Annotated in this window: 7 protein-coding genes (1 of these 7 only partly in view); all 7 read right to left on the bottom strand. The window is 59.4% G+C overall.

Annotated elements, in window-relative coordinates; translation table 11 throughout:
* A partial coding sequence (locus tag FVQ81_05500; protein ID MBW7996023.1) for a hypothetical protein occupies positions 1-275 on the bottom strand: 275 nt, incomplete at its 3' end.
* A gap of 11 nt (positions 276-286) precedes the next feature.
* On the bottom strand, positions 287-661 hold the full coding sequence (locus FVQ81_05495; GenBank protein ID MBW7996022.1) for a hypothetical protein: 375 nt from the start codon (positions 659-661) through the stop codon (positions 287-289).
* A complete protein-coding gene (locus tag FVQ81_05490) occupies positions 661-1,179 on the bottom strand; it encodes a hypothetical protein (protein MBW7996021.1) in 519 nt (172 codons plus the stop codon). The genes FVQ81_05495 and FVQ81_05490 overlap by 1 nt, the downstream gene beginning before the upstream one ends.
* Before the next feature lie 13 nt (positions 1,180-1,192).
* Positions 1,193-1,804: a hypothetical protein gene (locus FVQ81_05485; GenBank protein ID MBW7996020.1), complete on the bottom strand. Its 612-nt coding sequence runs from the start codon at positions 1,802-1,804 to the stop codon at positions 1,193-1,195.
* The gene (locus FVQ81_05480; GenBank protein ID MBW7996019.1) at positions 1,801-2,115 is read right to left on the bottom strand and encodes a hypothetical protein; all 315 of its coding nucleotides are present in this window, start codon (positions 2,113-2,115) and stop codon (positions 1,801-1,803) included. Before FVQ81_05480 ends, FVQ81_05485 begins: the two co-directional genes overlap by 4 nt.
* Before the next feature lie 3 nt (positions 2,116-2,118).
* Complete coding sequence (locus tag FVQ81_05475) at positions 2,119-2,316, bottom strand: hypothetical protein (GenBank protein ID MBW7996018.1); 198 nt, start codon at positions 2,314-2,316, stop codon at positions 2,119-2,121.
* Between the two features lie 12 nt (positions 2,317-2,328).
* On the bottom strand, positions 2,329-3,792 hold the 3' portion of the coding sequence (locus FVQ81_05470; protein ID MBW7996017.1) for a fibronectin type III domain-containing protein. 2,979 nt of this gene lie beyond the right edge of the window; 1,464 of the gene's 4,443 nt are visible here — the last part of the coding sequence; its start codon lies off the right edge, out of view; the stop codon is at positions 2,329-2,331.

The raw sequence follows: 3,792 nt of genomic DNA, 5'->3' as shown, positions 1-3,792 counted from the left end.
CACCAGACGACCCCGCCACCACTACCGCCCCCACTCGGATTATCCCTCACGGAATCGATCCTGGTGTGCAGGTCCGTATCCTCAGTCGCGCTGGCGGCCTCCAGGCTGTCGAGCCGGAGGCTGTCTGCGGAAAACCTGGCGGTATCGAGCCTGGCGGACAGACTGTCGAGCATTTCCTGAGCGCCCAGCGGCCTGGATGTTCCGATGTACTGGGCCTGCGCCGCGGCCGAGAGGCCCAGCAGCAGAACCAGGACAATTTTTTTTATTCCCCTCATCGCGTCTCCCCTCAGTTGGTAAACCAGTCTTCTTCCCTGATATGAAACAATGCCTGATAGTCGGCGGCCGAGTTCGCGGCGGTCAGCTCCAGGCTGATGCCGCTGTCCAGCCAGCCGGTTTTTTCTACGTTCAGGCCGATCTCGGAAATGCTGATTGCCTGGACGGCGAATACGGTGTCGAACCCGGAGGAAACCGAGGACTCGATTGCCAGGCGCAGGTCGTTGCTGTCGAGCTCCACGGTGAATATCCGCAAGCCTATGCCGCCGGAGGACTCCGCCGACGATTCCACGTCCAGGCGCAAGCTGCTGTCCTCGCTGACCCAGTCGATCGTATAGCCGGGCTGGAAGAAAAATTCGAACAGAATATCGCTGCCGTCGTAGCGCATCAGCTCTGCATCTCCGCGCTGAAGTCAGCTTCCTCGGCCTCATCGCGTCGCAACCAGGCCAGCAGGGTCAGGATCGAGGAGCCGGCGGGCTGGTAGCGGGCGGTGGGCAGAATCAGTTCCATCTGCGAGTGCGAGGAGCGCGGCATGTAACGCAGGGTCCCGTCCTGCTCGATCCCGCAGGTAAACTGTACGTTGGCGCTGATCCGGATCGCCGAGAGATAAGTGGAGCCATCGAACGTATGGCTCAGCAGTTCGGCGCCATCGGCGTCCAGCACCTCCTGGCCGTCGGCGTGATCCGTGTCGGTAGTGCTTGCCGCGCCGCGTGTGCAGCCGGTGAATGTGAGATTGTCGGAAGTCGAACCCAGGGTGATCTGCTCCTCGCCGATCCTGACACTCTGCACGGCTGTGAACACGTCATGGGCCACGACAACAGTAGTCGCCCCCTGGGCCAGGGCGCCGTCGAGCACGGTGGCGTTGGCCTTGACCACTTTAGCGGCAACGCTGGTGATAAATTGCATGGCTGCTGCCTCCTCAGGAAATCTCGTTAATCGTTGCCGCCAGCCGGTGAACCAGGTCCTGCTTGAAAGCCGCCGGTGTGCTGGCGGGCACCACGACCCGCCGATGGATGGCCGCGTTCTGGTCAACGGTGAGGTTGCTCAGCGAGTGCGGAGCTTCCCAGACACCGTCCGGGCTGCCGCCGCCATCGTCGTCGCAGTAGGTGACCCAGCCGCTTTCGTCCGCCCCCTGGTTGTCCTCGCAGTCGATCGTGATCGAGCTGCTGTCGTAGGCTACGCGGACAGGGTCGCCGGTGGTATGCGAGGCCGCGGTAGTGTTGTTGTAGCCCCGGTTGACTGTCAGGGTCGAGGTGCCGAACCCGGAAGTGATCAGCATCTTTTCCGTGCCAACCACTAGCACCGGGTAGTCTGTATCGGCAAACCGGTCCGCGGCCAGGGTTACGGTCTGGGTGGTGTCGTCGATATCCGCGGCCAGGGTGGACTGCTCGACCGCCACCCAGAGCGCGGCCACCGCGGTCTCGCCGTTGGTGCCGTCCAGGCTGGTCTCCTCATCCGGGTTGGAGAACTCCCCGGCGATACTGACCATCGAGGTCAGCGTGTCGTCCTTGTACAATCTGAGTACGCTCAATTGCTCCCTCCTTCCGCCCCTTGCGGCGGATTCTGTTGATCCCGCACCAGTTCCAGTTGACGTTCCAGTTCGTCCAGCGCCCCGCCGGTGCGCACGTAATCGCTGGCGGTCCGGTTGAGCATCTGCTGCAGCTCGACGTGGCGGCCCTCCAGCTCGGCGCGCTGGCGGCGAAGTTCATCCAGCCTGGCGCGGAGCAGGTCATCCACTGTCCCCAGCCTCCCGGTCACTCGGCCACCATCCCGTCGATTCGCTCCATCAGCCACCTGAGTATCAAGCGTCACCTCTTTATACATTTTCAGCGTTCCGGCCATGTGCTATTCTCCGTTATCTGGGGGTATGTCCGCGGCTTCCCGCGCGGCCAGTTGTTTCAATTCGATCAACTGATGAATCCGGCCCTCCGTGCGGTGTTCTTCGGCCAATACTGAATCCAAGGCATTCTGGGCTTCCAGGCGCTGCCCGCGTAGCGCCAGCAACTGGCTTTTGTTCTTCTTGATCAGTTCGTCATAGTTCATGGTGTCTCCGCATTATGAGGCAGCGAGTAGGCCATGCCCGCCGGGTTCAAGCCTTGTCAACAACAGATTGAATTGAGTTGTTATATCTGCAAGAGTGCCGTCGGCATCCGCTACATGAGCGCCCCGCGTACTCAATACTTTGTCGCCGTCTATTTCAATCCTGTCATAGTAGGCTTGAAGCCAGACGGCTTGACCGGCCTTATCTAATCTCAACTGCGTTTCTGCGGTGGAGTTTGTGTCCATGAAAATACCGCCCAGCCAATCCAAATCGGCCCAAAAATCCAGCGTATGTCTATTCATGCCATACTCTGAACGGTAGTACATCCACATATAATTACTGCTGACGGTTTGCGTCCTAATCCCTTTGTCCGCATCGAAAACGCCGTTCACTATTAACAGTGATGCGCTTTTGTCCCATTTAATATAATTGCCACTTGTATCCCCGATTATCACGTCCCCAACGTCCGTGCCGCCGACCAATATCTTGAAAACCTCGTTGCTGGCATTATCAATCGCCACAAATCCCGTATTCTCATCGGGAAAAAACTCCACCCTGGAACCCGACCCGGCTGATACGATTGTCCGTCCCGTAATATCAATACCCTCGGTGCTGATATTGATCTGGTTGATAACGTCGTTCTTGCTCACCTTGAGATTGATATTACCGGCGTTGACCGTTATTTGGCCCTGGAGGGTAGTATCCTGACCGTCAACGTAAGTCTCTGTTGCCCTTAACACTATCGCATCGGCGTTTTGACTTATCGCGGTTTCATTCGTGGACACCTGGCCGAGTGTAGACACCACCGAATCAGCTAAGAAAGTTGTATTGGCTTTCTTTTTCTTCTTTGCTCCGCTCGCCGCGCTGACAGGACTGGCGTTGCCGCTGTGGTCCACCGCGGTAACCCTGTATTCCCAGTCGGTTTCCAGGTCGCTGTCGGGGCCGGTATGGATGAACACGGTGCCTGTCCAGTGGGGGTCGAGTTCCTGCCACTGGCCCCCCTCCTGGCTGCCCTCGATGATGAAGTGGCTGAAATCCGGGCACGGTCCGCCGCCGATAGCCGGCTCCGAGATCTCGATCCGCACGCTGCCGGTCTCCTCGTAAACCGAGATCACCGGCTGGTCTGGACCGGTGGAGTCCTCGGTGAGCAGTATCGCGGTGATATCGCTCCAGTCTCCGGCCACGTCCCAGCGGCTGACAGCCCTGGCCCGGAACTTATAAGTGGTTCCCGGCGAAAGCAGGCTGTCGGTGTTGTTGTAGTAGATCGCCACCGGAGCCGGCGCCTGCCCGTCGCTGTGCTTGAGCTGGTATTCCGTCAGCCGCTCCCAGATGCTCCATCCCTGTCCTTCCTCGCCCCCGTTGTCGCGACGCTCGATTTCGTAGCGGGCGGCAAGGTCAGCGTAAAGGGCCGGCGGATTGAGCTTGAGCAGGATCGAATACGAATGGGTATTGCCCACCGGCACGTAGCTGACAGCCGG

Source organism: Candidatus Glassbacteria bacterium (assembly GCA_019456185.1).
Taxonomy (GTDB): Bacteria; Gemmatimonadota; Glassbacteria; order GWA2-58-10; family GWA2-58-10; genus JAJRTS01.
Note: the sequence above shows the minus strand (reverse complement) of the source record. Positions and strands in the feature narration are given on the sequence as shown.

Bases quoted from the DNA above. Each gene is read 5' to 3' on its own strand.
- FVQ81_05495 (MBW7996022.1), bottom strand. From the start codon at position 661: ATGCGCTACGACGGCAGCGATATTCTGTTCGAATTTTTCTTCCAGCCC.
- FVQ81_05490 (MBW7996021.1), bottom strand. From the start codon at position 1,179: ATGCAATTTATCACCAGCGTTGCCGCTAAAGTGGTCAAGGCCAACGCC.
- FVQ81_05480 (MBW7996019.1), bottom strand. From the start codon at position 2,115: ATGGCCGGAACGCTGAAAATGTATAAAGAGGTGACGCTTGATACTCAG.
- FVQ81_05475 (MBW7996018.1), bottom strand. From the start codon at position 2,316: ATGAACTATGACGAACTGATCAAGAAGAACAAAAGCCAGTTGCTGGCG.